The following is a 25,461-nucleotide window of genomic DNA, read 5'->3' on the forward strand; positions in this document are numbered from 1 at the left end:
ATTTACAAGGCAAAGTTGGATGAGGAAGCAGGTAAAAAACGTTTACAAAAGACAAGAAACACTATGCCTTCTCAAAAATTCTTTTTCTGATGCGGCTCAAAGAAGTAGCGGTAATACCCAAATACGTAGCAAACATATGTTGCGGAACGCGTTGCAGGATTTCGGGATGTTGAGTGAGAAGCCTGGTATATCGTTCTTCGGGATTATCCAAAATAAATGATGCCAAAGCATGTTGAAACTGAATCAGGGTCTGTTCTAAGATCTTTCTTACAAATTCATTCATCAGGGGAATTTTTTTGTACAGTTGGTCCAGGTCTGCCTTTTTCAATAGGAGCAACTCACAAGGTTCAAGACATTCAATGGTTTCTTTACTTTTTGCACCCGTAATGAAACTGTCCATCGCCCCGATGAAATTATTTTCAGTCATTATATAAATAGTGATTTGCTCACCGTCTTTCGTATAATATTTTCTGATGCAGCCTTTGAGCAAAAAAAATAATTCATCTGTCCGCTTGTCATAGGAAACCAATTCCGTTTTGGTGGCCACTTTTTTAAAAGTCAATACGGAACCCACCAGGTCTTTGTCTGCGGGTGAGAAATTTACAAACCTATCGGTATACGAAAAAAATGCTGCTGTCATGGTTGAGTAGCTGCTTTTTTTAATTGCCTGCAAATTAAGATACTCAAAATTAATCATTAAACCTATGAAGGAAGCCACCTTTGATTTTTAAATCAGATGATCAGTTAAGAATATCCGATAGCCTACCTAAACGGAGCCTACAACATAACCACCCTCACCTCCCAAAGCAGCCCAGGCCTGGCAGGTAAACCATATACTGGTAAAGACAACTGCCGCCAACAATGGCGCATCGGTATTACACCTGCAACTGTAAAAAGAATAAACTTTGAATTAAAGCTAAAAAGCTCCAAAAATCAGGGCTTTTAGTCTTCGTTTACTTAACAAATTTCTCCTGACGACTTCCGCCAGAGAAACGTTGATTGAGCAACTTCGAGAACAGAGACGGCGAGTTGTGAACCTGTCGACAATGATATTGAAAATCACTGGAAAATTACCTTAATCCCAGACTACTCCATGAATAACGGTAGGAGACTTATAACTAAGAAAACAACTTTCTAACATTTCCGGCTAATTGTTCTGATTATTCTCCTGTAAAATAAGCAAGTATTTTTCAGGTCGACTTTCAGTTCAATATGCAAAGAACCGAACGGTCAAACTTTTCTTGGGTTCTGATGATTTTAGTTATTGCTGTTTAAAAAAGCTTCCCAATTCTCTCAAAACCTCGTTTGGTTTAACAAATATTCCTGTGTTGTTATTAGGATTATAAGCTGACACTAAGCCACCAAACAACCAATACTCTCCTTTTGTTTCCTTAATAAAGATAGGAGAGCCAGAAAAGCCGCCAAGGAAAACTCCATCTACAATCTTACCACGAAAATTGAGCATGTCATAGTTGCCATGTCCAATATCCAATACCGTTTCAAACTTTGTTGTCAATTCCATCTTTGCCAACGATGGAGGAAGTGCCATTAAATCTTCAAATGTCGGGGAAGAAATTGAAGGATATCCGAAGATATATGCCGTTTTCTGAATCGTAGAATCAAAAATATTAGGTTCTAAATACAATTCTAGCGAATTTACTTTAAAGTGTTTGTCATCTTTTAGTTCAACAATAAAGACATCGGGTTTTCTAAAATATAGATCCATCTTTGCTGATATCACTAGAGGTTTAATGTATATATTCCACAATGTATCTTGGTTTGAAACCGCAGACTTGACCTTGACATATAAAGTGTCAGGATAAAATGGATCAAAGGTGCTATCTATCGGATTAAAAGGAGTAAGCACATGCTTAGCTGAAATTAAAAATAGCCTATTATCGACTTTTGCAAAGAAACAAGTTCCGTTAACAAAATGAGCAATTGTTCCGCTGCTCCTATTGAAGTACCCACCGTTGGTTCCGAAAATAAAATATGAGAATGATTTAAGCGAATCAACGGCGTGGGCTGACTTCTGTGCATTCGTTTGAGTAGTAATGAACAACAAAAAAGGAACTATTATACGCATACATAACTATTATATGATTGTCGAACTACCTGACTCCGGAGATAATAAATGACCTTAACCTAGTTTTCAAGCTTTAATCTTATATCGTATAAATACTTTCATACGGTTAGCTAATTATACTTAATTAAACTTTCGCATTACCTAAGGCGAGAGATAACTGAAAAAATAAAATTGGTTGGAATGATTACAGAATATCCAGAATTTCGATAGTCTATGCTCCTTTGATTACCACGTTTATCAAATAAGGACTCATCAAAAGGAATAAATTGTGAAACTAATCCAATTAATTTCAAGCCAAATAAACCGTTTGAAAAATGGACTGCTACAGCTATACCTCCGCTATTACCAAAATATACAGCACCATCACCAATAATTCGCTTACTCTTTAAATCTTTCCCAGCGACTATGCCTTTTCTCATTAAAGGCCGATTCATATCGAAGTTCCCTTGAAGGCCTAAAGACTGAGGGAAACCAATTACAAATAAATCAGAGCCTGGTTCTATATCATTAATAGCAAGCGAAAGAAATGATGGCCAACTTTCAATCTTTGTGTCTTTTGTTAGTTTCTTTACAAAGGAAGGATAGATAATTGAGTTATAATTCCCCATTTTCTCAAGTTGAGCAAATTTCATTACCGCAACATCATTATGCAAATCAACAAGTAAGGCTCCCGAACTAAGACAATCACGGATGCTAATAGTAAATTTAAACGTAGAATCTGTATCAACGTTTTCCCGATAGCCAGTAATCAAAATCGAATCTGGTGGTGGAGATGTTGGGTTATTGTTATGGACGAGCACATGGCTGGCGGTAACAATATAAAGAGCTTTTGCAACTGTATCTTGCAGAAAAAAGCCTGAACCTGTTCCAACCGAAGATTGAATTAAGATGGACGATGCTCTAACTCTCGGGTCAATTGAATACTGTGTAATCCCAAATTTTGATATACAGACTAGTGCGCAAATGATTGCGATTAATTTAATAGCTGATTTCATATTAAAGCATGTTAGGGGTATTTACGAAAATATTTCCAGATGTTTTATCTACGTGTCAAGCAATAAAATATGTAAAAGTTGATTGCGGTGCTGTATACTCTAGGAAAGGCAATTAGACATTAAATTATATATTTTTCATAATACTTTCACATCCAAATCATGACTTGGATCAATTATTGTAATTTCAAGTAAAACTACGGTTATGCAGCGCATGAATTTGAAGGGATTGATTTCTGTCATTTACTTTGACCAGCCATTGCGTACAAACTACGTTGCAGCAGAATTTTCCATCCAGCACCAGAAATATCAACGACAATATTCTAATTGGCCATTCGGTGCCACCCGTCGTAAAATGGTGACCCGATACTGGTTTCAAGAAGCGTTTCCAAATTTCGTAATGATATTTATAACTGGAATATCATTGACACTACCTTTTTATTCGACTTGGAGAGAATTTTTACCATCGACATTTTTAGTCGGATTTATCAGTTTCCTAACGCTAACAGGGTTTATCTATTTCCCGGCATTTTACAGCGACTTCCTGCCGAAACTGGATGCCATAATTGCCGACCAGGAAAAGCTCGCCAGCCACTCCGAAGACACCAAACGGTGCAAACGCACCCAATTTTCTATTCCAACCCTAACGGTTATTTTCTACGTTTTCTGCAAAACCGGTAACATTCCACTCCCGGCAGCCAACGATCAGTCAGCCGTTTTACTCAACAAAATCTTCGGAACAACCAACGGTTCCCTCAAAGACAACCTTTCCCGGTTGTACAATATTTCCAGGCTTTCTGTGAAAGAACGCGCGGAAATCCGAAAAGGCATCGAGGCTGCCAGAACCTTCTTTGAAGAGTTAGACAGCCCACCAGCTTTACAGGTTTTAGACCAGCTGGAACTCAAAATACAGAAGACCTAACGGTCCTTTTTCCTTTTGGGCAGCGATCTTCCCATTTCTAAGTATACTTAGCTTGTTTTCAGCTTTCGTTTTAGGTAGGTTGCCAGCCTAAAACGGAAAGTGTATGAATGATTCAGTGAAGAATGGTAACAACGTTACCCCCATGTTATTTCCCATCGAGCCCGGACAGTTTTGGTCGCAGGTCCGGCTCATTGTCCGCGAAGAAATCCAGAAGCTGGAAATCCCCTCACCGGCACCGCCCACGCCATTACTGGAAACTCCCGGCCTGACGCACAAACCACTCCTGAAGATCGCAGAAGTCTGCCAGTTATTCCAGGTCTCCAAACCGACCATTTATGACTGGATCAAACACGGCAAACTAAAGCCCTTTAAAGTTCGCTCACGGGTATTTTTCCTGTGGCAGGACGTGCAGCAGCTAATCCAGAGCGCTTAGACAAATTCTTTCTCTTTTGACAATTTTCAACGCTTTTAAACTTCAGTACATGGAGCGAATGATTTCGTGTGAACAGGCAAAAAAAGTGGATCTAGTGGAGTTTCTGGATAAACTCGGCTACCAGCCCCAAAAGATCAGGAACAGCGATTATTGGTATTTATCGCCGTTCAGGCAGGAAAAGACACCCTCCTTTAAAGTCAACACAAAACTGAATGTCTGGTTTGATTTCGGTGGAGGACAAGGTGGCAACCTTGTTGATTTCGGTATCCAATATTTCCGGTGTTCCGTGAGTGAATTACTTCAAAGAATAAAAGACATGGGTTACACCCATGATCTTTCTTTTCACCAGCATTTGCCATTATCCGCCAGCCAGCCTCCGCAGCCCGGTCAGGGGGCGGGTGAAAAGAAAGAGAACGAGCAGGGCAAAATCGTTGTCCTGGAGGCTGGCCCGCTGAGTTCGCCAGGACTGATTCAATACCTCGAAAACCGGCAGATTCCATTTGAAATTGCGCAAGCCTGGTGCCATGAAGTTGCCTTTGAATTGTACGGAAAAAAGTACCTGGCTATCGGTTTTCAAAATAGTACCGGAGGTTATGAATTACGTAGCGAAAACTTCAAAGGCAGCAGCTCGCCCAAAGACTGCACTTTTATAGAAAACAAGCAGGAAAGTATTGCCGTATTCGAGGGCTTCTTTAGCTTCCTTTCTTTTCAAACGCTGGTGCATGAACGCGACCTGCCCCTGACAAATTATCTGGTACTGAATTCCCTTGCTTTCTTTCAAAAAGCCCGCTCAATTATGGACCCGTACGGGCAGGTTCAGCTGTACCTGGACAGCGATCCACCGGGGCGAAAACATACCCTACAAGCCCTGCAATGGGATAAAGAAAAGTATATAGACCACAGTCATTTTTATAAAGGGCACAAGGATCTGAATGATTGGCTGATTGAAAGGGATTCCCACCGGCAACAGGTCACCCGGAAGGGCAGGCGTTTGTAGTCGTTCGGGAGCCAGCTATGTTTCGGTATAACCGAAACGTGGTTCCTCATCCCGTGACCGGGATTCAGAAGGTTCGTTTTGCTCATTCCGCCTGCGGGGCGGGATTCAAAAAACTAATGTGAAGAAGGATATGGAGGAGAAGAAAGCAACTACAAAAAACAAAGGCGGCAGGCCCAAAGCCACCGATAAAAAAGACCAGTTATTGGGCGTAAAATGTTCTACTGAAGAGCGAAAACTGATCGAAGAAAAAGCAGGACTCGCCAATCTTTCGGTATCAGAATACCTGCGACAAATGGGGCTGGCCGGTAAAATTGACAGATATGAAAAGTACCTTCCCGCAGAAGTTTTGCAGCTTACCGGAACGCTCAATCACACCGCCGCCAACCTCAACCAGATCGCCAAAAAACGAAATGGCGTCGAGCCACTCAATGCCGTTGAAAGAGCCCAATTACAAACCCTCTCCGGGCAGGTAAAGCAACTCGTCTGGAACATTAAAAACTATCTGCAATGATTGGTAAGTTTATTACTGGAAAATCTTTTCGCGGTTGTCTTGCTTATTGCCTGCACGACAAACAAAAGGCTAAACCTGGAGAACATCTAATGAAAGACCGTTCAGAGGTAATTATGTACAACCATTGCGGAGGAACAGAAAAGGAATTATTACGCCAGTTCAACGATGTCCGGCAGCTTAATCCCAAACTTGCCAAACCAGTCTTGCACATAATGTTGAGCCTGGCGCCGGGAGAAATACTCGGCAAGGACAAACTGATGGAGTTGTGTGAAGATTGTGCCCGTGAGATGAGTTTCGCAAATAATCAGTTTGTAGCCATTCTCCATAAAGATACCAATCAGCAGCATTTGCATATTGTAGTCAACAGGGTAGGGTTTAATAAACGAACGGTAAGCGACAGCAACAGTTTCAAGAGAACAGCTGAATTCTGCCGGAAAATGGAACTAAAGCACGACCTGAAACAGGTACTCAGTCCCCGGCCTTTTTTGTCGAATGAGGAAAGAGTATTGCCCAGGCTGGACAGTCGTAAGGAGAACCTGAAAAGGCACATTCAGCAGACTTTGCAAGCAGTTTCAGGCTATCGTGAATTCGAGAATCAGATGAAAGCATTAGGATACCAGGTACTCAAGGCACGTGGAATCGCTTTTATTGACGATAAGCAAGTCAGAATAAAAGGCAGTGAGGTTGGCTTCCCTTTGCGAAAAATCGAACAAATATTCGAACTGAAACAAAAGTTATTCAAACAGCAAACGTTCGAGCAAATGGCCCGGATTAAGCAACCCGTCAATACTGGTGCTACTTCCAATAATGGGGAGATCTTGCAAAGAAAATATGTACAGCATGATCAGGGAGGATTAAGTAATCTGCATCAATCTTTATCCTTCCAATATCAAAAAGCGCTTAATACGCTAATTTTTGAATTGATGGCTCCTGCCCAGCAACAGCAGGAAGGCGTTACCCCGGATTGGCAACGGGAAGAAATGAAAAAGAAAAAGAAGAAAAAAAGAAAGCATAAGCTGTAACGATTACGGATAAAATGTAAACTATCAATGGATAATTATAGTGGAGAAGATTACCTGGACGAAAAGACCATTAAGATGGTTTTACAGGAATATGGAGAGCAGCAGCAGGAATTGATCAATGCCATTCAGCAGCAACAAACTTCTATTGATACGCTCATCCATCGGCAAGCCAAGCTGGAACAAAAATGGACGGCAACGGACCAAAAGCTGGCCGATGACCGGGGTGCTTATAAAGTGACCTTGAAGGGTGGAATTGATGCAATCCATGAGACAATCCGCCAACAACCCAAAGCAGTGGTTAGGCAATTTCGGGTGCAATTGTTCCCGGAATACAATGCCGGTGAATATTACCGGATCGTGTTTAGTCGGGTAATAGGCTGGCTGGTGCTGGTCACAGTAGCCACGTACCTCTTTTCTTTGGGTAAGCAATATATTGATCGGAGCCAGTCAGTAAGGGAAAAAGAACTGGAAACAAATCAATACAGAAAAGCCTGGAATTATCTGTACGAGCGTGAATCAAAAACAGCTCGGCGTAAGATGGATTCGGCATGGCAAAAGAGTTGGTTGCTGCCGGAATAAAAACAGGGGAAGTAACCAAATTGGTTATTCCCCTGCCGCTGAAACCACAGATCCCCCAATCTGCGGACGTAGTGATACCCAGGTACGGATTAAAACCGGGCTTTTTTGGCTGCCTTACAGTCTGTACTGCTTAGGTGGCAGTCCGGTAGTGAGTGGAACGGTCCTTGAAACTTCTTGCGGCGTCAGGATGAGTAGTCTGGGCAGGGTGATTACACTCACTCTATCACCAATCGTAAATCCCCAATTTTCCAGCCACCTCCCATTCAAACGTATGCTTGGACGATGACCATAACCATACTTTAAGTCATAAAAATGGGAGGCAATAGCAAGATTCCTGACAGCTACTTTATCCCTGAACATCTTTTTGACTTCCAGGTTATATTCAAGGATTTCCTGAATTTTTCGTGATTTTTGAGTGATATGTCCTATACTTTTTACGACAACCTCATCAGCATAATCTTTCGGGTATGGATCAAACGATGGTATTTCCATTGTTATATAAATTAATAATCAATAAAAGGATTGTCAAGGCCATGTGCAGCGGCAATTAAGGCAGCACATAGTTGATAGTAGTATAATATTGCATCTCGATCAGCTTGGGATTTATAAATTGCTTGATTTGAAAGGCCTCTATCCATCCAATCCCATAAGCGTATTCTTGCATAATTAGCGGGGCAGGCCTTTAATAACTTCTTTAAAAGTTCCGTAGGATGATGCATGGAGGATATCACAATCTTTTTATTAGTTTCCGACTTAATAAAAGAAATTGGTGATGCCTTCAATGTTTTGCTTCCACTTAATAGCTGTGTCTTTTTATCACAATAAATAACATGCAGTGTGCGAAATAACATTTGCTGCCATCGATTAAATTTTCTGAACTGTGTTTGCTCTTTTTTCGAATCACATTTTGGTATAGCTGCGGTAAGGAGATATGACATAGCCGAATTAATATCTTTTAAATACACTTTGTCAAATATTAAGATTAAAACATCCATCGGTCTGACCAACGCAGCATATGGTAAAAGTTCGTTTTTCTGATCAATTACAGGATGCATATTATGAATGATGTATTTATTGCTGATTGGTATAAGCATCCAATCTGAGATGAAGTTGTGCCATGCCCTGATTGAATAAATTGTTTACAGTATCGAGCGAAATATGGAGGGTTTCCGCAACCTGACTTTTAGAGAACCCTTGATAATACATTAACTCGATCACCCGCCTTTGACCGCTATCCATATCTTTTAATATAGTACGCAGTCCTCCGGCGATTTTTTCTAATTGTGATGCGGATGGCCATGCATTAATAGAGCGTAGGGTTTCAATGGAAATACGCCGGGCAATGTGCAGCATCCAGGTAAACAGGTTTTGTTTGCTTTGATCATAACTGTTGATGGTTTCCCAGGCTGTGAAGAATGCCCTTTCCAAGATTTGAGCTGCCAGTTCTTTATTAGCTACAATATCGATTATACTACCGTGCAGGCTGGGAGAGTAGGTATCATAAAGAAGCTTGAATGCTTGAGTATCTCGCCGGATAAGCAGATCAATCAATAGCTGATCATTGATAGAATAGCTTTTCATATTAACACCATTGGAAATAGTAGAAGAGGAGAGAGAAGGATGAGTAAGGACATAAAAATTGCGTGGGTTGGTCCTTACCGTCTCGAGGGCTGCGACACCCTATCCCGAATAAGAACGCCCACGCAATGGCGTGAGCGATTTACCTTACTTCTCGGGATCTTGAATGTCGCAGTTCGAGACGAGAATAAAGCAAACACGCTTAAATATCTTATGTGCTTGCAAAAGTAACTATGTCAAACTAATCATCCTGATAGTAGATACACATATTTGTGCTTGATTATAAACGCAATATTAATCATTAATAATGATATTAATTGCGCTTATAGCGCAATAATTGTTATTAAAATTACAACTAATTAATTTTCAGCCAGAAAAGAATACCTAAATGGCTGAACGAAAAATAAACAGAATTAAAATAGTATTGGCAGAAAAGGACTTGACTAACAAATGGCTTGCGGAAAAACTTGGCTATACCGAAGGCATGATATCACGGTGGGCTTCTAACACAAAACAGCCTCCATTAACCGTACTTTATGATATTTCCCTAATTCTTAAAGTAGACATAAAAGACTTGATTGAGTCTAACGCACACCTAATTAAGAGATGAATCAATTATTGAATAAATTCACGAGATACGGCCTAATGCGAAATATTATTTGCTTAAATTTGATACAAACAAAGATAAGATGACGCAGGGACAAAGGTTGGCAAGTATCGGACACAGTACTATTCTAAAAGTTCGGCTGAGCAAGTTGAAACGTGGGAAGCCTTTTATGATTAATTCTCCTGATCTTCCTTCGTTTCAATGTTATATGGAATACTCAGACGGTACCATAAGAATAGAGCAAATCAACGATTCAGGTACCGATTTCAAAGTGGTGCGTGAGCTTTCGAAAGATGAAGCGGCGCAATTGCGCATTTCCCTGGGCCTAACTCCATTCCATGCCTGATTTGTATATCATTACCGGCTCAAACGGTGCCGGCAAATCCACCATTGGACAGGATTATATTCCAGCAAGAGTTCTCGCAGATTCTCCAATCTTCGATGGTGATAAATTGTACTTGCAAAAGCATTTAGAGCTCTGGAAATCTGGTATGAGGGTTGACAAACAAATTCGGGAAATAGCTAACGAATATGTTATTGCAACGTTTGACCGACTAGTTGATACAGCAATTCGTGAGAAAAAACATTTTGTCTACGAGGGCCATTTCACTGAAGATAGTTCTTGGGATGTTCCCCGCCTTTTCAAAAAAGAAGGATATGCTATTCATCTTATCTTCTTTGGACTAAGTAATACCGACCAGTCTGAACTTCGCGTACTGGAACGTGCTAAAGATGGTGGCCATAATGTACCGAGACTCATGATTGAAAATAATTTCTATGGAAATCTACATCAACTGAACCGCCATCTTTCACTCCTCGACTCTTTCATGGTTTTTGATACATCAACACTCATTCCAAAGCTTCTCGCAGAGATGAGTAGTTTGAATGTAACCTTAGCTTCCGAAAAGGAAAAACTTCCAGAATGGTTTCAGAAATACCTTCCGGAAATTGTCAACAAAGCCACTATAGAGCTTAAACTATTACGACGTGACAAACTTTTAAGACCTGATAGCGTTAAAAAGAATAAGCCAAGACGATGACTTCTATGGCATTAGCCATTCCACATTACACATCATTGGTACTTCTCCCTCACCGCCTTCATATCTTCACTTATCTTCTTATCTAGAATTTTCGCATAATGTTGTGTAGTACGTAAATTACGGTGGCCGAGCATTTTGGAAACCGTTTCAATCGGAACACCATTACTCAAGGTAATGGTTGTAGCAAAAGTATGTCGGGCAATATGGAAAGTGAGGTTTTTATGAAGACTTGCCTTATCAGCTATTTCTTTCAAGTAGGCATTCATTTTTTGATTACTCAAAACCGGCAATACCCTGTCTTGGAAAAGGCATTGAGGATGGTCGGTATACTGCTCAATAATTTTTAATGCAAGGGGTAGCAAGGGAATACGAGCTGAAATATCCGTCTTTTGTCTTTTGCTCACCAGCCATTTTTCTCCATCAATGCCGATTATGATCTCCAACCGCTTCAGCTTTTTCACATCGGCATAAGCCAACCCCGAGTAGCAACTGAATAGGAAAATATCTCTAACCAATCGTAGCCGCTCAGTAGGGAAGGAGAGGGCTGTAATTGCCTCCAATTCCAACTCTGTTAGAGCAGTCCTTTCCACCTCACGCTTGGTCATTTTAAAGCCCAAGAACGGATCCTTCTGCAGCCAGCCATTTCGTATACACCGGTTAACGATCTTGCGGAAATTGCTGAGGTACTTCATAGACGGGTTGTGACTGCACTTGCGCACACTTTTCAGCCAAAACTCATATTCACTGATGAACTCATAATTGAGCTGAGTAATATCCATATCATCCACTTTATATTTCCATTGAAGGAAGGATCGCGTATGCCGCATCGACGTCTCGTATCGTTCAAGCGTCCCGGCAGAATATTCACTACCCACTAAAGCAGCCATCTGCTCATTATGCTGCTTAAAGATTTCCATGATCATGTACCTGTGTACCTTGATTTTATCGCCTTGCAAAAGCATTTTGATATTTTCAGCCGTCACCGGATGACTATCATCTTCCAAACGCTTTCGTAAGTCGTATACTTTTCGCTGAAGCACTTCCAGGTATGAATTGAGAGATTTGGCAGCTTCTGTTTTTCCTTCAGCCCTCCCTGCCTGGATATTCCATTTTTCCGGAGCCCATTTCCTTTTTGTACTTACATCACATGAATTGCCATTAACAGTAATTCTCAAATAGATAAAATACTCGCTCGAATTAGCTGTTTTGGGCTTCTTGATGAAGAAAATTAAACCGAAACTCTTTTCCATTTTACAACACTTTAAAGGTTTTCAAATTACGCCGGTGGCGCAGTGAATAAATCGAGTTCAGTTCTTACAAAGTGTTAATAATCTGCCGTTTGCGTCAAGTTTTGCGCGTCTTTGTAAAGTTTGATAAGACGCCACGAATGACGCGCTGGACATAGGCCATAAAATGGAGTAAAGTGCAGGAAGGCTAAAAAAGCAAAAAGCCTGCAAATCATTGATTTTGCAGGCTTTATTACTATTAGTTGATCTAACTTAATTGATTTCAGCGGAGAGAGAGGGATTCGAACCCCCGGACCTGTTACAGTCAACGGTTTTCAAGACCGCCGCATTAAACCGCTCTGCCATCTCTCCGGCGCGAAAGTAGTATTAGAATTAATTCATGCCAAAAAAATCACAGAAATTATTTTAAGTCAGTGATTTATACCGGAAAAACAGCCTCCTCCGGAGCCCGGGAAAAAGCGCAGAAACCGCTACACGCGGCATTTTCAACCCCATCGTATGATGAAAAAATAACCAGCAAACTATTTTAACGGAGATAGGAGGGTAGGTGGGATCACCCTCACTTTTTATAATTCACCTTCACTTTCGTCCCGTCAGGCAGGTTCTTGATCTGTTCACAGATCTGGCCAGAGAAGGTAAAATGAACATCCACATCTGTAGGTGCTATGTTTTCCACAGCGTAAGTGCCGCCAATCACAGGAAGCTTCAGATAGCTATAAACCTGTCCCGCCTTCAATACTTTACCGGCGTTGACCAGCTTTTCTACCAATCCGGGCAGAAACCAGTCATCAACCTTCTCTTCATCATGAAGAAATTGTTCAAATTGAGCCAGGTCATCAGCTATCCGCGTTAAATCCCCACAATCAGTCTGCAGCCAGTAAATCCCACCATCATCCCCCACATAAAATACATCTCCCAGACAAGAAACCAGCACCACAGATTGGACATTGGGAATGCGCCATTTCCAGCTCGACAAAACATTGTCGAAATCGATACCTGCAATATTTATAGTTACATCTATATTCATAACAAACTGTCTTCAAATATAGCAGGCATTTCCGATAAAATATCGTAACACCAACGAAGCGCACACTCCGAATCTTCAGACTCCGGGTTGCCGCTTTGCTCCATGTCCACAGGAATTAAATCTTCCTTCCGCACGGAGCTCAACTCCGGACGCCCGACATCCACATGTTGATCTGTACCCTCAAGAACCAACAAGCCTCCGCCTTGGCCCGTGTCGTCACACACCAACAAGCTCGACTCACATACATTGTCTTCAATTTGTGTTTCGTCTTTTAGCACTACCTCGTTGCCTCCTTGCCTTTCTGCCTCGAGGCCTTTATTCCCGACTCTGAACTCAGAACGCTCGACTTTCTTCCCCACCTCTACCATCCGCATCGCACTCCCTTTCACCAACACCTCCTGCCCATCCACCACCTTATAAAAATCCATCCCCAATACCTGCACCGCCACCTGTCCATCGGCCACTTCCAGCTTGTGCTCAAAGCCAATCGCTCCCGGCGTCTTCTTCCTCAACGGCAGCAATTCACTCCGCTCGATGACCTGTTCATATTTTCTTCGCCCGAAATCAATGACCACCATCGTCGACACCAACCGGAAATGAGTAGCTTCCGCAGGAAAACCCTTCCGCTTCCGGGCAACAAAAGAAGGCGCCTCCACCTTACACGTTCCGGCCCCCACATCCAGCGAATGAATCAATGGCACAGGCAATGCATACTCCAGCGACAATTGCTTATTGAAATCAAAACCAGTCAGCACACCAATATCTCCCTGCGCGGCACGCCTGAAACCAAGATCGTTCGTATCATCACGCCGGGCGGCCTTGTAAAACAAACCATTCATGCTCGACCCCGTTCGCCCATCCAGCACCATGCCCATTGCATGACGCAACAACTTCGCATCCTTGATAGCCAGTTGAAACTCTTCCGCATTGCGCCGCGTAAGCGAGAAATTTTCATGCGACATTACCCGCTCCCGCGTAGGGCCGGGCTTCATGCCGGCAATAATACCGTCCTGTGTTTGGCGGAACGTCAGATCATCGATCGACCCGCGAAGCTTGAATAAGCCAATAACCCTGGCCATAATCGTAAGATGTTAGTTTATTAAATAGATATTGGATATAGCTAAGATTGGTTTCCCCTCATCAACTTGTCAACCCATCAACCCATCAACCACAGCAAAGCTCGAAGCTTATCTAATAATTTCCAAATCATCACTGTCCGTTATGACCGAAAATGGTCGAATTGACCGAAATTACCGTTTTGTCCGGCCAAAAAAATTCGGTTTCAATTTGATAGCGCTGAAATAACCGCGACAAAATACCATCGGGCCCAAACGCTGTATATATGCGTTAGAATTTTCCATCCAATCCACTAAATCCAATGAATCGTGGTTCAGATAGAGATCCTTGCAGGATGTTCAAAAGATCAAGACTTACAGAAGGAAGCCAGAGACAAGACAGTAGCAAGATAATAGCAAGACAGAGGCAAGGGAACAACTATCAAATGAAGGCTGGACGCGGAAATGCATGCTCAGCATGTTGAGCACCAGTAGGAGAGAAGACAGAAGAATTGAAATATAAACCGCTATAATTCATACAACAGTAAGGTACAAAAAAAAGCACAAAGACGACATTAAAAAAACTGAAAGTATCCGGTACATCAACACCCTCGTTGCCTCAATGCCTTATTGCCTCGTTGCCTGCTACAACTTCGCCCTTTCATACTGCACCGGCCACTTTGTCTCCGCCTTCAACACATGCGCGGCCTGCAACGGGAAATAAGGATTACGCAACAGCTCCCGCGCCATAATGATCATATCGGCATCACCATTCACTAAGATGGTCTCCGATTGCAATGCATCGGTGATCAGGCCAACAGTACCAGTCATGATCCCCGTTTCCTTTCTGATGCGCGAAGAAAAAGGCACCTGATACGCAGGTCCAACAGGAATATGTTGATGAAGAGACAAGCCACCGGATGAAACATCGATGAGATCAACACCCTTTTCTTTCAACAAACGTACCAATGCTACTGCCTCATCAGCGTTCCAGCCACCATCCACCCAGTCAGTAGCAGAGATACGAACAAACAAAGGAAGCTCAGCAGGCCACACCGTTTGAATACCATCAATGATCTCAAACAACAACCGCGTGCGGTTCTCAAAACTACCACCATATTCATCCGTACGCTGATTGCTGAGCGGAGAAAAGAACTGATGAACAAGATAGCCATGCGCCCCATGCACCTCAATCACTTTGAAACCCGCACGCAAAGCCCGCTCCGCAGCAGCTTTAAAATCATCGATCACTTTTTGTATGCCAGCTTTATCCAGCGCTTCAGGCATAGGATAACTGTCAGAAAAAGATAACGCAGAAGGGGCAACCACTGTCCAGCCACCATGCGCCACATCCACTTTACCACGCCCTCTCCACGGCACATCCGTGCTGGCCTTGCGGCCGGCATGCGCCAGCTGAATACCAGGCACACAACCCTGCTCACTGATAAAAGAAGTGATCCGTTGCAATTGTTCAATATGCGCATCCTTCCAGATGCCCAGGTCATCAGGAGAGATACGCCCTTCCGGCGACACTGCTGTAGCCTCTGTGATAATCAGTCCAGCCCCGCCAACAGCACGGCTGCCCAGATGCACAAGATGCCAGTCAGTAGCAAATCCATCCTTCGAAGAATACTGACACATAGGAGACACCACGATCCTGTTCTTGAACCGCACACCCTTTATTTCCAGTGGAGAAAACAACTTTGACATAACAGACACAATATGCTTGCAAGCTATGGCTTTTTTCGCTGGCGCGCAGCCACATTCTATAGCCTCTTTCATGGATTATGTTTTCCGAATACTGGATACACAATACACTTGCTATTTCCCATTCTTTAAAAAATCAAGCAGAAGATCATTGAACGCCGCAGACTTTTCCATATTGAGCATATGCGCAGTGCCAGGTATGGTTTTACGCACAGCACCCGGTATCTTCTTTTCCAGGACGCCTGCACAATAAGAGATCAAAGGAAGATCCTTATCACCATCTATTATTAATACCGGCTTTTTAATAGAGGAAAGTCGCTCAAACGCAGGAGGGGAGGACTGCAACCGTGGCCCGGTTCCCATTTTATAATGCCGTAGATTGGCCAATGTAGTGTTGAATACCTGTTGTTCCATCTTGGCGCGCACGCTGTCGGGTTTTTCTTCGCGGAGCCCGGTAGCCCAGATCCTGGTGAATGCACGGACAGCTTTCACCGTATCCTTTTTATCATACGCCTGCATAAACAAGTTATACCGGGCCTTGCTCACCGAGTCGACAGGCAAGTCATTAGCGTTGATGCTCGGCGAAACAAAGATCGCCTTATCAACCCGTTCAGGATAAGCAATAACAAAATCCTGCGCCACCATACTGCCAATCGAAGAACCACCAATAGACACTAGTTGCATACGCAAACTGTCGAGAAGAATTTTAATTACATCACAGCCCAGCAAGTTAGTATCGGCGCCAGTGGTCTGGCCATGATAGGGGAGATCGGGAGTGATCACTTCATAAGTGGCCGACAAGGCTTTCACCTGTTCATCCCACATGCTATGATCCTGCAGCCCCGCATGCAGCAACACGAGAGGTTTGCCATAGCCCGTACGTTGATAATATATGGAGAAGTTACCAGCCTGTATAGAACCAGAAGATTGTATGATCTGAGCAACCGGCTGTCTACAGTTCAGTAAAAGAATAAGAGGTAATGTTGTAAAAAGGATAAGCAATCGCTTCATCCCTCCCAATATACTCAAAACCCTGCTAAAAAGGAAACGTGAAAGGAATTCCAGCATACTTTTAACCTTTCACGCTTCCCTGCTCATCATTCCGGAATACCATATTCTTTACATATCTCCTCATACGAGCGCCTGGCCATCCGCACACCTTTGGCCCCGCCAGGAATGATGATATACCTGAACTGATGTTGAGTAGCGATAACATTATACTCATTGAAATCATTCACAAAGCGGATCTGCACATTACCCGGCGACACACGCGAGCTCCAGGTATCGGTGTTCGTATTACCACTCTGTTTGTAAGTAATCTGGATCGGCAATTGCTGCACTACGTTAGTGGGCCACACAGCAGGATTATACCCCAACAACTTGCCAAACGTAAGCACAGAGCCACTGTCGAGAATTTGCTGCGTGATCAAAGGAGCAGCCTTGTTGTACTTGAATCCCCAGATACCAAAGATCGTATCCTTGATGTATGGACTCGGGGTAAACCATTCTGAGTAGATCACATTGGCTGTGCCCGGAGGACCCTGCGGTCCTGTATCGCCTTTCTTACATTGAGTTGCCGAAATAGCCAATACGCACAATAAGGTAAGGATGGAGAATGTTTGCTTCATGGTTAGTCATTTTTTAGTGGTGGAAAACAAAACACCAAAACTACCGGAGAAGCAAAAGCAGATCAATCACTCAAATGAGGGAGCCCCACTTGAGTGAATAGCCATTATCCATCAATGATTGACAGGCAAGACATCAGCTAACGAAGCATAAGCATTGCCGATTGCCGCCACTGCCGACATTGCCGATTAATTACCAACGATAAATTGATTGATGGGCGGATAATACATATACCGCTTCCATTCTACAGTGAAGATCCTTTTCAGGTTTTCTGCGAGATCAACGATCGATTCAGTCTTGAGCAGGTAAAAATTTGCGCCATTCTTGTAGGCAGCTTCAACCTTTTGAGAGTGATTGTAGGAAGTATACATGATCACCGGTACATGGTTGTACTCGGGATTCTGGCGTATCTCAGAGATACAGGTCACGCCATCTTTACAAGGCATATTGATATCGAGGAAAATAATATCGGGAATGGCTTCCTTGAGTAAAAGAAACAATTTATCTCCATCTATTGCATGACGTAGATTGATAAGTATGCGTGCTTTTTCAATTGCCAGTTCAAAGATTAGTACATCATCTTTGTCGTCTTCTGCCAAAACTACATCCCAACTATTCTCCTCTTGATTGATCATGTGCCAGTATTTAATGAATGAAGATACTGCAACATACCAACTAATACTGACAATGCATGATGATTTTTTTCAAGAAGAGGAGCTTATAGGAGATATTCGTAATACTATTTTTAATGCCACGTTAATCGTGCAATAAAAACGGGGAATCCATGTAAATCCGCTACACATGAATTCCCCTTGTTTCCGCTTATGAGAAGAAGAAGTTGCTCAATGCTTTTGTTTGCTGAAGCCAGCCTGAAGCAGGTTTAGGAGTAGCAGTGCTAAATACTTCACTGTTCTTGATTACAACCTTGATCGCAACAAGAGATTTGATATGCGGTCCATCAGTACCAGCCAATTCTTTCACTTTGGTATTACTGTCAACGATAGAAGCGACACCCTGAACTTTAATGTGGTAAGACATACCCTTCTTGAAGAACTCCAGTTTCGCAGGTAACTCGGCATCAAACTCCGTAAGCGCTTGAGTAGGCCGTTGGATCAGGAACCAGATTTGATTGTCATCATCAACCTGTACGTTATTGATAACGTGCACAGGCAATTTCAGTAATGATTCGTTCTCGGAAAAGAAGAGAGCCGAGCCCAGTTCCATGATCTGAGTTCTCAATTCGATGGCAGTGTCCAGTGTGTCCTGTTGTGTGAAGAATTTGGTGATCATAATGTCCGTTTTAAACTGTCCTTGGTTAATGTTTGTGAATTGTCCGTTGTGCCAGATAAGACAACCGGCATACCAAAACACAGAACACTGGAAATTAGCCCATTGCAGATCCGCCCCGCCAAATGCCATTCCCAAAAACGGACAGCTTTTCCAAAATAACCCTCCGGAAGCCCCAAAACCACTTAAAAACCGCCTGCCATTCCGCCGCAGACTGCCTCTGAATTGCTGTCACCCTGAGCTTCTCGAGGGGCTATCGAAGAGTTTGTCATTTCGAACAGAGCCATTCGGGACAATAAAAAAGTAGACTGTAACGGCGGAGTGAGAAATCTGCTTGCGAAGTAAAAGACTCGAAAAATGTGAATTCGAAGCAAAAGGAATTGCCCGGCCCTTCAGGGCCGGGAACAGCATCAAGTTGGTCTTTTCGGGCTTTAGCCCAATACCCAAACCTTCCCTCTTATTTGATTGTTCTCCCTCCAAAACAGTACATTGCACCATGAGCACACTGCACACAGCCCGCAAAGAAGGCAACAAGTTTCAGAACCCCGTACCCACAGCAGTAATGTCGGAAGGAGGCATGGCCCGCGTGCTCATGGCCTACCTGCGCAATAAAAACGAAGTAATCCCCCGCCACAAACCAGGCCCCTTTACAACCGATACCAACATATATCAAACGCCACCGGCCACAGGACTGCGCATCACCTGGATAGGCCACAGTACATTACTCATCGAAATAGACGGCAAACGCATCCTTACAGACCCCGTATGGAGCAACCGCGCCTCCTTTTCAACATTTATAGGCCCCCATCGATTCTTTGCGCCCCCCATTGCCCTCAAAGACCTCCCGCCACTCGACGCTATTATTATATCACACGACCACTACGACCACCTCGACGCAGCCACCATCCGCTGGTTTAGCAGCAACACTAAACTCTCCTTCTATACCTCCCTCAAAGTAGGCCGCTACCTGGAGCAGTTTGGAATAGCACGCGAACGCATCACAGAAATGGATTGGACCAATCAGGTCACCGTGGCCAATGATTTAACCCTCACGGCCCTTCCCGCCCGTCATTTCTCAGGCAGAAGCCTCTTAAACAGGTTCCAGACCCTCTGGTCATCCTTTGCCATCCGCAGCAGCCAACACAACATCTACTACGGCGCCGATTCTGGCTGGTACAGCGGCTTTGCCGATATTGGCCAGGCCTATGGCCCATTCGACCTCACCATGCTCGAAATAGGAGCATCCAACACATATTGGGCCGACATACACATGGGACCCATCCATGCAGCAGAAGCCCACCTGGCCTTGAAAGGAAAACTGATGATGCCCATCCACTGGGGCACCTTCAACCTCGCCCTCCACGCCTGGAAAGAACCCATCGAAACACTCCTCAAAACAGCCACCGAAAAAGGCATCCGGCTATTCGCCCCCCGTCCCGGCGAACCAGTCACCGTCACAGGAACAGAATATATAAACCGCTGGTGGGAACAGTAGAAGGCCCTGGTAAAGAGGGGAACGTTGAAAGAAAGTTAAAGGTATTCACTCGCTGCCTTGTTGCCTGTTTGCCTTGATCCCTTTCTACATATCTTTGCAACCCACTCAATAGAGTGATTTCTATCTTAAAAAGTCATGAAGCACCTAAAGGCGATCAATAAATACTTCTGGAAGTACCGCTGGAGACTGGGATTAGGCATCCTCTTCATCATTATATCCAACTACTTTGCCATACTGGCCCCACAAGTTACCGGCTATGTGTTTGAAGTCGTGCAGCGATCATTAGGCGTAGCCGTCAAAGAAAAATCCCATCCGGAATACGATTGGCTGGTCAACTGGTTCATCAGGTTTGCAGAGCAATACAAAGGCATTTCCGTAGTAGCACTCTGCGGTATTACGATCCTGGTGTTGGCACTCATACGCGGCATCTTCATGTTCCTCATGCGGCAAACCATCATCGTCATGAGCCGCCACATCGAATTCGACCAGAAGAACGAAGTATTCAAACACTACCTGAAGCTCGACACCAACTTCTACAAGACACACAATACCGGCGACCTGATGAGTCGTATATCCGAAGATGTGAGCCGTGTGCGCATGTTTACCGGGCCCGCCATCATGTACCTCATCAACCTGGTAACACTGATCGGCCTGGCACTCTACTACATGATCAACAAAGACAAGCTGCTCACCCTCTATGTACTAGCGCCATTACCGATACTGGCCATCACGATCTATGTGGTCAACAACATCATACACAAGAGGAGCGAACACATACAATCACTCCTGTCCGATCTCACCACCAATGCACAACAATCCTATTCAGGCATCCGTGTCATCAAATCCTTTGTGCAGGAAAATGCGATGTATGGCTTCTTCGAAAAGAACAGCGAAGACTATAAAAACAACGCCATCGGGCTGGCCAAAATGGAAGCCATCTATTTTCCTTCCATGACACTCATCATTGGCCTCAGCACACTCTTCACCATCATGATTGGCGGCATATACGCCATCTATGGCACCCACGATGTAGGCATCGGTACCATTGCAGAGTTTGTAATGTATATTAATATGCTCACCTTCCCGGTGAGCGCCATTGGTTGGACGGCCAGCATGATCCAGCGCGCTTCCGCATCACAAAAAAGGCTCAATGAGTTCCTCGATACGGAGTCGGCAATCGTCAACCCTGCCAAACCAGCCAACACTGTGTTGCACGGACATATTGTTTTCGATCAGGTAGACTTCATATATCCCAACACCGGCATCCAGGCATTAAAACATTTTAATCTCACCATCCAAAAAGGGCAGAAGGTGGCCATCATTGGTCACACAGGCTCCGGCAAAACCACCATCGCACAACTCCTCCTGCGCATGTACGATCCCACTGCAGGCAACATCACCATCGATGGCGTAAAAGTGAGCGACATGGACCTGCAAAGCCTGCGCAAACAGATCAGCTATGTACCCCAGGATGTGTTCCTCTTCAGCGATACCATTGCCAACAACATCAGCTTCGGATTGGGCGAAACACCGGAGCCCATGGTCCAGCAGGCCGCCCGCTATGCAAGCGTAGAAAAAGAAATTCAGGGTTTCCATGGGGGTTATACAACCATGGTAGGAGAGCGGGGAGTAACACTCAGTGGAGGACAAAAACAACGCATCTCCATTGCCCGCGCACTGATCAAAGACCCACAGATTGTTGTATTCGATGATTGCCTCAGCGCAGTAGATGCTAAAACAGAAAAGGAGATACTCGGCAACCTCGGACTCTTCCTTAAAGACAAGACCGCGATCATCATTACGCATCGGATTTTTACCTTATTTGACTTCGATAAGATCGTCGTGATAGAGGATGGTACCATCAAAGAAATGGGCACACATAATGAATTACTATCACGTAACGGATATTACACTTATTTGTATGAACAACAGCAGCAGGAACGTGAAGACATGGCCGAGGAGAGATGATCATACAAAATATTTCATGTCATTGCCCAATTAAATGCCCGGAAATTTTGTCGGTTCCAAAACAATATTATATTTGTGACTGCTTTTTTGTAGAATTGCCAATTATTAAACTGCAAAACTTTAAATGACTGTGGCGTACGAAAACAATGACAAAAGAATGGAAAGCGTTTATAGCAAACGCATCAGGGCTGGAAAAAGAAGAACCTACTTCTTCGATGTGAGAGCTACCCGCGGTAACGATTACTACATCACCATTACTGAGAGTCGCAAAAAATTCAACGAAAATGGTTATGACAGGCACAAGATCTTCTTGTACAAAGAAGACTTCAACAAGTTCCTGAAAGCGTTGACCGAAGCAGTAGACTACGTTAAGACCGACCTGATGCCCAACTTTGATTTCGACGCCTACAACCATGATCAGGTGGCAGAAGGTGAAGACACTGCAGATGTTGCTGTAGATGTTGACGTTGAAGCTGCAGAAGAAGTGATTGTTGCAACAGCTACTCCCTCCAGCAATGGCACCACAACCGCTGCCGCTGCCAGTGATGAAGTAGACAAATGGTAATAATAACCCTTACTCAACTGTACATTACAATATTGAAAGCTCCCTCCCGGGAGCTTTTTTCATTACCGGTCAGAGTCTATCCCGCTCCGCGGGACCGCTCCAGGCAGCCAGACCAAAAGCAACGAAGCAAAGAAAAATGTTTGCTCTGCGAGGCTTGCAGCCTCGCAGCTCTATTCCAGGGCCTTTGGCCCTAACAAAGAAAGGGGCAAAGACAAGATGGTTATCGAAGAAAAAAAATTGCCCGGCCCTTTAGGGCCGGGACACTATGATTAATATTTTCTTAGGGCTTTAGCCCAACGCTGAACGCCCGACTCAGAACCCACTACTCCTTCTCCTTAGCTTTATCTTCTTTAGGAATGATCCGCTGCCTGGGAAACCTGTTCATCTTATCATCGACGATCACACCGCCCCCGGTCGGCATCGGCGCCACTGCCTTCATGTCAGTCACCAGGCAAGGCATATTATCTGGACTGAGTGTATACACCTTACCACGCGCTGTAGTATGAGAATAAGTCCCTTTTACCAGGCCACCCTGTTTCACACGTTCAGCCTCCAGCAACTTCTGTAATAACTCCACTTTACCGGTATCACGTAAAGGCAGCACTTTGACCACAGCCCCGTTGGCGCCAGGCTCAGCATACAGACGTTGCCGCTCGGCCAGCCTTTTCTGAACATCCAGAGAAAGCGGCTGCTGGGCCATCACTAAAGACACCGCGGAAAGCAGGAAAACTAAAAGGATACAACGTTTCATACAAAGGGCTTTTAGAGACCGATGCACGAATTACGCAGATTACATAAACTACCCCTTCATTTTTTTCCAGGCATTGATCAGGCCATTCGTGGAAGAGTCATGCCCCTTCACCGGCTTATCATCCTGCAGCTCAGGTAAGATGTTATTAGCCAATTGCTTACCCAGCTCTACACCCCATTGGTCGAAGCTGAAAATGTTCCAGATAATACCCTGAACAAAGATCTTGTGCTCATACAGCGCGATCAATTGACCCAGCGTGTAAGGAGTGATCTTTTTGACCAGGATCGAGTTGGTAGGCCGGTTGCCGGCAAACTCTTTGAAGGGAGTCAATTCCTCGATCTCTTCTTCACTTTTGCCCGCCTTTTTCAACTCGGCTTTCACTTCCTTCTCAGTCTTACCATTCATCAAAGCCTCAGTCTGCGCAAAGAAGTTCGACAACAACTTGGCATGATGGTCGCCAATAGGATTGTGGCTGATAGCAGGAGCGATGAAATCGCAGGGGATGAGGACCGTACCCTGATGGATCAGTTGGTAGAAAGCATGTTGCCCGTTGGTGCCAGGTTCGCCCCAGATCACAGGACCGGTAGCATAACTCACTGGCTTGCCTTTGCGGTCTACACTCTTACCATTACTTTCCATATTACCCTGCTGGAAATAAGCCGCAAAACGATGCAGATATTGATCGTAGGGGAGGATAGCCTCCGTTTGAGAGCCGAAGAAATCAGTATACCACAGTCCAACCAGGGCCATGATAACAGGAATATTCTGATCGAAAGAAGTAGAGCGGAAATGATTATCAGTAGCATGACCACCCTTCAACAATTGCTCGAAATTATCATAACCGATGGTCAATGCAATAGACAGGCCGATGGAGCTCCACAGAGAGTAGCGGCCACCAACCCAATCCCAGAAACCAAACATATTGGCCTTATCGATACCAAACTTCGTCACCTCCTTTTCATTGGTAGAAAGCGCAGCAAAATGCTTCGCAACATGCGCTTCATCGCCAGCGAATTTCAGGAACCAGGAACGGGCCGTTTGAGCATTCGTCATCGTTTCCTGCGTAGTGAAAGTCTTCGAAGCGATGAGGAACAAAGTCTCTTCGGCATTGATCTTTTTGAAAGTCTCCGCAATATGCGTAGCATCTACATTCGATACAAAATATACCTGCATACCTTCCACCCAGTAAGGCTTCAGCGCTTCAGTCACCATATAAGGACCAAGATCACTACCACCGATACCGATATTCACGATATAACGGATCTTCTTACCGGTATAGCCAGTCCATTCACCACTGTGAACACGATTACAGAAGTTGCGCATTTGCTGCCACACAGCCTGCACATCAGGCATCACATCCTTGCCTTCCGATTGCACCGGTTGGCCGGAGAAATTACGCAGTGCCGTATGTAACACAGCCCGCTTTTCAGTAGCATTAATGATATCACCGGAGAACATGGCAGAGATGGCTTTATCCAACTCGCACTCTTCAGCCAGGTCCAGCAACAATTGAACAGTCTTCTCGGAGATCCTGTTCTTGGAATAGTCGAACAAAATATCTTCCAGCTGCAGAGAAAACTTGCGGAAGCGTTCAGGGTCTTCTTCAAACAACTCACGCAGGTGAGTCTTGCTGATCTTCTTATAATGATCTTCTAATTTACCCCAGGCCTTGGTACGATGCGGTTTAATAGTTGGTAACATATCCAATAGTATTGATTTCAAAAATAACGAAGCGTTTCAATATTCCCCTTTACAAAATCGTAAGTGATAACCTGTACAACGGTAAAATAAGCAGTGCAACTGTTGTTCACCATAAAAAATAATATTTACTTCATATCAGTCTTAATTGCGCGACCGGTTCATATCGCCTTGGATCGGAACAGCGAACAAAGAATTACGGCTCGCCTGACCCTCAACCGTGATCCTGCTTATACTACGGTTTTTACAGGTGTAATTGTTATAATAA

At 44.0% G+C, this 25,461-nt stretch carries 28 protein-coding genes and 1 tRNA gene; 12 read left to right on the forward strand and 17 right to left on the reverse strand.

What is annotated here, in order from left to right:
• Nucleotides 1–61: 61 nt before the first annotated feature.
• From AC5JBY_RS15925 to AC5JBY_RS15935, 3 genes are all read right to left on the reverse strand, one after another.
• Nucleotides 62–718: a Crp/Fnr family transcriptional regulator gene (locus tag AC5JBY_RS15925; RefSeq protein ID WP_495905611.1), complete on the reverse strand. Its 657-nt coding sequence runs from the start codon at nt 716–718 to the stop codon at nt 62–64.
• A 543-nt stretch (nt 719–1,261) separates the two neighbouring features.
• Complete coding sequence (locus AC5JBY_RS15930; RefSeq protein ID WP_495905612.1) at nt 1,262–2,086, reverse strand: hypothetical protein; 825 nt, start codon at nt 2,084–2,086, stop codon at nt 1,262–1,264.
• A 137-nt stretch (nt 2,087–2,223) separates the two neighbouring features.
• Nucleotides 2,224–3,081, reverse strand: a complete 858-nt coding sequence (locus AC5JBY_RS15935; protein WP_495905613.1) for a trypsin-like peptidase domain-containing protein — start codon at nt 3,079–3,081, stop codon at nt 2,224–2,226.
• 202 nt (nt 3,082–3,283) lie between these two features.
• Here AC5JBY_RS15935 and AC5JBY_RS15940 point away from each other — a divergent pair, with 202 nt between their 5' ends.
• The 6 genes from AC5JBY_RS15940 (at nt 3,284) to AC5JBY_RS15965 (ending at nt 7,542) form a co-directional block, all read left to right on the forward strand.
• Entirely contained in the window at nt 3,284–4,000 is a 717-nt protein-coding gene (locus tag AC5JBY_RS15940) for a hypothetical protein (protein ID WP_495905614.1), read from the forward strand.
• 103 nt (nt 4,001–4,103) lie between these two features.
• Complete coding sequence (locus AC5JBY_RS15945; RefSeq protein WP_495905615.1) at nt 4,104–4,433, forward strand: helix-turn-helix domain-containing protein; 330 nt, start codon at nt 4,104–4,106, stop codon at nt 4,431–4,433.
• 49 nt (nt 4,434–4,482) lie between these two features.
• Complete coding sequence (locus AC5JBY_RS15950; RefSeq protein ID WP_495905616.1) at nt 4,483–5,430, forward strand: DUF8464 domain-containing protein; 948 nt, start codon at nt 4,483–4,485, stop codon at nt 5,428–5,430.
• A gap of 118 nt (nt 5,431–5,548) precedes the next feature.
• Nucleotides 5,549–5,941, forward strand: a complete 393-nt coding sequence (locus tag AC5JBY_RS15955) for a plasmid mobilization protein (protein WP_495905617.1) — start codon at nt 5,549–5,551, stop codon at nt 5,939–5,941.
• 89 nt (nt 5,942–6,030) lie between these two features.
• Nucleotides 6,031–6,963, forward strand: coding sequence for a relaxase/mobilization nuclease domain-containing protein (locus AC5JBY_RS15960; protein ID WP_495905618.1), 933 nt, complete (start codon nt 6,031–6,033; stop codon nt 6,961–6,963).
• A gap of 27 nt (nt 6,964–6,990) precedes the next feature.
• Nucleotides 6,991–7,542, forward strand: coding sequence for a hypothetical protein (locus AC5JBY_RS15965; RefSeq protein ID WP_495905619.1), 552 nt, complete (start codon nt 6,991–6,993; stop codon nt 7,540–7,542).
• Nucleotides 7,543–7,656: 114 nt separating this feature from the next.
• On the opposite strand, the gene AC5JBY_RS15970 is transcribed toward AC5JBY_RS15965, so the two are convergent.
• The 3 genes from AC5JBY_RS15970 to AC5JBY_RS15980 are packed head-to-tail and all read right to left on the reverse strand — an operon-like array spanning nt 7,657 to nt 9,123.
• Nucleotides 7,657–8,034: a SymE family type I addiction module toxin gene (locus AC5JBY_RS15970; protein ID WP_495905620.1), complete on the reverse strand. Its 378-nt coding sequence runs from the start codon at nt 8,032–8,034 to the stop codon at nt 7,657–7,659.
• Nucleotides 8,035–8,045: 11 nt separating this feature from the next.
• Entirely contained in the window at nt 8,046–8,597 is a 552-nt protein-coding gene (locus AC5JBY_RS15975; RefSeq protein ID WP_495905621.1) for a hypothetical protein, read from the reverse strand.
• A gap of 16 nt (nt 8,598–8,613) precedes the next feature.
• Nucleotides 8,614–9,123 carry an RNA polymerase sigma factor gene (locus tag AC5JBY_RS15980; RefSeq protein WP_495905622.1) on the reverse strand — a complete coding sequence of 170 codons (510 nt, stop codon included), beginning with the start codon at nt 9,121–9,123 and terminating at the stop codon, nt 8,614–8,616.
• A gap of 385 nt (nt 9,124–9,508) precedes the next feature.
• Between AC5JBY_RS15980 and AC5JBY_RS15985 the strand changes: the two genes are divergently transcribed.
• From AC5JBY_RS15985 to AC5JBY_RS15995, 3 genes are all read left to right on the forward strand, one after another.
• The gene (locus AC5JBY_RS15985; RefSeq protein WP_495905623.1) at nt 9,509–9,730 is read left to right on the forward strand and encodes a helix-turn-helix transcriptional regulator; all 222 of its coding nucleotides are present in this window, start codon (nt 9,509–9,511) and stop codon (nt 9,728–9,730) included.
• Nucleotides 9,731–9,935: 205 nt separating this feature from the next.
• Entirely contained in the window at nt 9,936–10,073 is a 138-nt protein-coding gene (locus AC5JBY_RS15990; RefSeq protein ID WP_495905624.1) for a hypothetical protein, read from the forward strand.
• Nucleotides 10,066–10,767, forward strand: coding sequence for an ATPase (locus tag AC5JBY_RS15995; protein WP_495905625.1), 702 nt, complete (start codon nt 10,066–10,068; stop codon nt 10,765–10,767). The genes AC5JBY_RS15990 and AC5JBY_RS15995 overlap by 8 nt, the downstream gene beginning before the upstream one ends.
• Before the next feature lie 32 nt (nt 10,768–10,799).
• Here AC5JBY_RS15995 and AC5JBY_RS16000 read toward each other — a convergent pair whose 3' ends face one another.
• The 9 genes from AC5JBY_RS16000 to AC5JBY_RS16040 form a co-directional block, all read right to left on the reverse strand.
• Entirely contained in the window at nt 10,800–12,017 is a 1,218-nt protein-coding gene (locus AC5JBY_RS16000; RefSeq protein ID WP_495905626.1) for a site-specific integrase, read from the reverse strand.
• A gap of 263 nt (nt 12,018–12,280) precedes the next feature.
• Nucleotides 12,281–12,365, reverse strand: a tRNA-Ser gene (locus AC5JBY_RS16005).
• 208 nt (nt 12,366–12,573) lie between these two features.
• A complete protein-coding gene (locus AC5JBY_RS16010) occupies nt 12,574–13,041 on the reverse strand; it encodes a T6SS immunity protein Tdi1 domain-containing protein (RefSeq protein ID WP_495905627.1) in 468 nt (155 codons plus the stop codon).
• Nucleotides 13,038–14,120, reverse strand: a complete 1,083-nt coding sequence (locus AC5JBY_RS16015) for a hypothetical protein (RefSeq protein ID WP_495905628.1) — start codon at nt 14,118–14,120, stop codon at nt 13,038–13,040. The genes AC5JBY_RS16010 and AC5JBY_RS16015 overlap by 4 nt, the downstream gene beginning before the upstream one ends.
• Nucleotides 14,121–14,741: 621 nt before the next feature.
• Entirely contained in the window at nt 14,742–15,806 is a 1,065-nt protein-coding gene (gene namA, locus AC5JBY_RS16020; protein WP_495905629.1) for an NADPH dehydrogenase NamA, read from the reverse strand.
• A gap of 111 nt (nt 15,807–15,917) precedes the next feature.
• On the reverse strand, nt 15,918–16,814 hold the full coding sequence (locus AC5JBY_RS16025) for an alpha/beta fold hydrolase (protein ID WP_495905630.1): 897 nt from the start codon (nt 16,812–16,814) through the stop codon (nt 15,918–15,920).
• A gap of 86 nt (nt 16,815–16,900) precedes the next feature.
• Nucleotides 16,901–17,431, reverse strand: a complete 531-nt coding sequence (locus AC5JBY_RS16030) for a hypothetical protein (protein WP_495905631.1) — start codon at nt 17,429–17,431, stop codon at nt 16,901–16,903.
• 186 nt (nt 17,432–17,617) lie between these two features.
• Nucleotides 17,618–18,064: a response regulator gene (locus AC5JBY_RS16035; protein ID WP_495905632.1), complete on the reverse strand. Its 447-nt coding sequence runs from the start codon at nt 18,062–18,064 to the stop codon at nt 17,618–17,620.
• Between the two features lie 187 nt (nt 18,065–18,251).
• Complete coding sequence (locus AC5JBY_RS16040; RefSeq protein ID WP_495905633.1) at nt 18,252–18,719, reverse strand: pyridoxamine 5'-phosphate oxidase family protein; 468 nt, start codon at nt 18,717–18,719, stop codon at nt 18,252–18,254.
• A gap of 493 nt (nt 18,720–19,212) precedes the next feature.
• Here AC5JBY_RS16040 and AC5JBY_RS16045 point away from each other — a divergent pair, with 493 nt between their 5' ends.
• The 3 genes from AC5JBY_RS16045 to AC5JBY_RS16055 all read left to right on the forward strand — a co-directional run bounded on the left by AC5JBY_RS16045 (nt 19,213) and on the right by AC5JBY_RS16055 (nt 22,744).
• Nucleotides 19,213–20,211: an MBL fold metallo-hydrolase gene (locus tag AC5JBY_RS16045; RefSeq protein ID WP_495905634.1), complete on the forward strand. Its 999-nt coding sequence runs from the start codon at nt 19,213–19,215 to the stop codon at nt 20,209–20,211.
• A gap of 135 nt (nt 20,212–20,346) precedes the next feature.
• Entirely contained in the window at nt 20,347–22,179 is a 1,833-nt protein-coding gene (locus AC5JBY_RS16050; RefSeq protein WP_495905635.1) for an ABC transporter ATP-binding protein, read from the forward strand.
• Between the two features lie 124 nt (nt 22,180–22,303).
• A complete protein-coding gene (locus AC5JBY_RS16055; RefSeq protein ID WP_495905636.1) occupies nt 22,304–22,744 on the forward strand; it encodes a DUF3276 family protein in 441 nt (146 codons plus the stop codon).
• Between the two features lie 322 nt (nt 22,745–23,066).
• Here the strand turns inward: AC5JBY_RS16055 and AC5JBY_RS16060 are convergent, their stop codons facing one another.
• Nucleotides 23,067–23,495 carry a hypothetical protein gene (locus tag AC5JBY_RS16060; protein ID WP_495905637.1) on the reverse strand — a complete coding sequence of 143 codons (429 nt, stop codon included), beginning with the start codon at nt 23,493–23,495 and terminating at the stop codon, nt 23,067–23,069.
• Nucleotides 23,496–23,543: 48 nt separating this feature from the next.
• Complete coding sequence (gene pgi / locus AC5JBY_RS16065; RefSeq protein ID WP_495905638.1) at nt 23,544–25,196, reverse strand: glucose-6-phosphate isomerase; 1,653 nt, start codon at nt 25,194–25,196, stop codon at nt 23,544–23,546.
• Between the last annotated feature and the right edge of the window lie 265 nt (nt 25,197–25,461).

The sequence above is a fragment of the Paraflavitalea sp. genome (assembly GCF_059502485.1).

Excerpts from the sequence above, each read along its gene's own strand:
- AC5JBY_RS16000 (WP_495905626.1), bottom strand. The coding sequence starts at position 12,017 with ATGGAAAAGAGTTTCGGTTTAATTTTCTTCATCAAGAAGCCCAAAACA.
- AC5JBY_RS16045 (WP_495905634.1), top strand. The coding sequence starts at position 19,213 with ATGAGCACACTGCACACAGCCCGCAAAGAAGGCAACAAGTTTCAGAAC.
- AC5JBY_RS15975 (WP_495905621.1), bottom strand. The coding sequence starts at position 8,597 with ATGCATCCTGTAATTGATCAGAAAAACGAACTTTTACCATATGCTGCG.
- AC5JBY_RS16060 (WP_495905637.1), bottom strand. The coding sequence starts at position 23,495 with ATGAAACGTTGTATCCTTTTAGTTTTCCTGCTTTCCGCGGTGTCTTTA.
- AC5JBY_RS15950 (WP_495905616.1), top strand. The coding sequence starts at position 4,483 with ATGGAGCGAATGATTTCGTGTGAACAGGCAAAAAAAGTGGATCTAGTG.
- AC5JBY_RS16015 (WP_495905628.1), bottom strand. The coding sequence starts at position 14,120 with ATGGCCAGGGTTATTGGCTTATTCAAGCTTCGCGGGTCGATCGATGAT.
- AC5JBY_RS16025 (WP_495905630.1), bottom strand. The coding sequence starts at position 16,814 with ATGAAGCGATTGCTTATCCTTTTTACAACATTACCTCTTATTCTTTTA.
- AC5JBY_RS16055 (WP_495905636.1), top strand. The coding sequence starts at position 22,304 with ATGACTGTGGCGTACGAAAACAATGACAAAAGAATGGAAAGCGTTTAT.
- AC5JBY_RS15990 (WP_495905624.1), top strand. The coding sequence starts at position 9,936 with ATGGAATACTCAGACGGTACCATAAGAATAGAGCAAATCAACGATTCA.
- AC5JBY_RS15935 (WP_495905613.1), bottom strand. The coding sequence starts at position 3,081 with ATGAAATCAGCTATTAAATTAATCGCAATCATTTGCGCACTAGTCTGT.
- AC5JBY_RS15945 (WP_495905615.1), top strand. The coding sequence starts at position 4,104 with ATGAATGATTCAGTGAAGAATGGTAACAACGTTACCCCCATGTTATTT.
- AC5JBY_RS15965 (WP_495905619.1), top strand. The coding sequence starts at position 6,991 with ATGGATAATTATAGTGGAGAAGATTACCTGGACGAAAAGACCATTAAG.
- AC5JBY_RS16030 (WP_495905631.1), bottom strand. The coding sequence starts at position 17,431 with ATGAAGCAAACATTCTCCATCCTTACCTTATTGTGCGTATTGGCTATT.
- AC5JBY_RS16035 (WP_495905632.1), bottom strand. The coding sequence starts at position 18,064 with ATGATCAATCAAGAGGAGAATAGTTGGGATGTAGTTTTGGCAGAAGAC.
- AC5JBY_RS15960 (WP_495905618.1), top strand. The coding sequence starts at position 6,031 with ATGAAAGACCGTTCAGAGGTAATTATGTACAACCATTGCGGAGGAACA.
- AC5JBY_RS15970 (WP_495905620.1), bottom strand. The coding sequence starts at position 8,034 with ATGGAAATACCATCGTTTGATCCATACCCGAAAGATTATGCTGATGAG.
- pgi (WP_495905638.1), bottom strand. The coding sequence starts at position 25,196 with ATGTTACCAACTATTAAACCGCATCGTACCAAGGCCTGGGGTAAATTA.
- namA (WP_495905629.1), bottom strand. The coding sequence starts at position 15,806 with ATGTCAAAGTTGTTTTCTCCACTGGAAATAAAGGGTGTGCGGTTCAAG.
- AC5JBY_RS15940 (WP_495905614.1), top strand. The coding sequence starts at position 3,284 with ATGCAGCGCATGAATTTGAAGGGATTGATTTCTGTCATTTACTTTGAC.
- AC5JBY_RS15930 (WP_495905612.1), bottom strand. The coding sequence starts at position 2,086 with ATGCGTATAATAGTTCCTTTTTTGTTGTTCATTACTACTCAAACGAAT.
- AC5JBY_RS16050 (WP_495905635.1), top strand. The coding sequence starts at position 20,347 with ATGAAGCACCTAAAGGCGATCAATAAATACTTCTGGAAGTACCGCTGG.
- AC5JBY_RS15985 (WP_495905623.1), top strand. The coding sequence starts at position 9,509 with ATGGCTGAACGAAAAATAAACAGAATTAAAATAGTATTGGCAGAAAAG.
- AC5JBY_RS16010 (WP_495905627.1), bottom strand. The coding sequence starts at position 13,041 with ATGAATATAGATGTAACTATAAATATTGCAGGTATCGATTTCGACAAT.
- AC5JBY_RS16040 (WP_495905633.1), bottom strand. The coding sequence starts at position 18,719 with ATGATCACCAAATTCTTCACACAACAGGACACACTGGACACTGCCATC.
- AC5JBY_RS15980 (WP_495905622.1), bottom strand. The coding sequence starts at position 9,123 with ATGAAAAGCTATTCTATCAATGATCAGCTATTGATTGATCTGCTTATC.
- AC5JBY_RS15995 (WP_495905625.1), top strand. The coding sequence starts at position 10,066 with ATGCCTGATTTGTATATCATTACCGGCTCAAACGGTGCCGGCAAATCC.